This is a genomic window from Caloramator australicus RC3 (genome assembly GCF_000297115.1).
Classification (GTDB): Bacteria; Bacillota; Clostridia; order Clostridiales; family Caloramatoraceae; genus Caloramator; species Caloramator australicus.
Map to the genome: position 1 here is coordinate 1 of NZ_CAKP01000086.1, position 447 is coordinate 447.

General features: G+C 34.5%; 2 protein-coding genes. One reads left to right on the top strand and one right to left on the bottom strand.

Annotation, left to right across the window (positions count from 1 at the left end):
• Window positions 1-59: 4Fe-4S binding protein (locus CAAU_RS15610; RefSeq protein WP_192811208.1), on the top strand; the 59-nt coding region annotated here is incomplete at its 5' end.
• A gap of 171 nt (window positions 60-230) precedes the next feature.
• Here the strand turns inward: CAAU_RS15610 and CAAU_RS08405 are convergent.
• Window positions 231-447, bottom strand: a 217-nt coding sequence (locus CAAU_RS08405; RefSeq protein WP_040306328.1) for a helix-turn-helix domain-containing protein, incomplete at its 5' end; no start/stop codon positions are given.

Genomic DNA, 447 nt, shown 5'->3' on the forward strand with positions numbered 1-447 from the left:
CATGTGGAAATTGTGTTGAAAATTGCCCTAATGATGCCCTTTATGTTAAAGGTGGCTAAACTATTTTGTGACAGAGAAAAATGCCTTCTTTGTCGGATATTGTTCTGCATATTGTAAGAACTTTTGTTTAAAAATAATTTAAGGAGGAAAAAGAGTGAGAATCTTAGGACTTGATATTGTAGATGGTAGAGTAACTTAGCTTAATGCCATGGAATCTTTCAAGAAGCTCGTTAAAAATGTTTGAAGTTAGCATTTTTGTAGTTGTCAGACAATTTAAGAGAGATAATTTTACCTTTAAGTTCATCGGAAACAGCATGAGAAGGTTTACGGCCTTTGTTTTTATGAATAAGAGCAGAAACCCCGCTTTGCATCACACCCTTTCTTAATCTAATAACTTGACGTTCGCTAAGGCCTAAAACCTTTGCTGCTTCCTTGACAGTTAATAAA